1 protein-coding gene is annotated in these 244 nt (G+C 48.8%); it reads left to right on the top strand.

Annotation, left to right across the window (positions count from 1 at the left end):
• Positions 1-244 (top strand): PrpF domain-containing protein (locus tag Q4528_RS15480; RefSeq protein WP_303522602.1); only part of this gene is annotated, 244 nt, incomplete at both ends.

Raw genomic sequence — 244 nt, 5'->3', positions numbered from 1 at the left:
CCCATGTGCCGATTAATGATGGGGAAGTACAAGAATGTGGTGATTTTGAATTAGATGGCGTGACCTTTCCCGCCGCCGAAGTACAAATAGAATTTGTTGACCCAGCAGATAGCGACGGCGCCTTGTTTCCTACGGGTAACTTAGTTGATCACCTGGAAGTGCCCGAATTGGGCAATTTGCAAGCCACCATGATCAACGCAGGCATCCCCACAATTTTTCTGCAAGCCGAACAATTGGGCTACTC

Source organism: Staphylococcus pasteuri, assembly GCF_030547725.1.
GTDB classification, from domain to species: domain Bacteria; phylum Bacillota; class Bacilli; order Staphylococcales; family Staphylococcaceae; genus Staphylococcus; species Staphylococcus pasteuri.
Note: the sequence above shows the minus strand (reverse complement) of the source record. Positions and strands in the feature narration are given on the sequence as shown.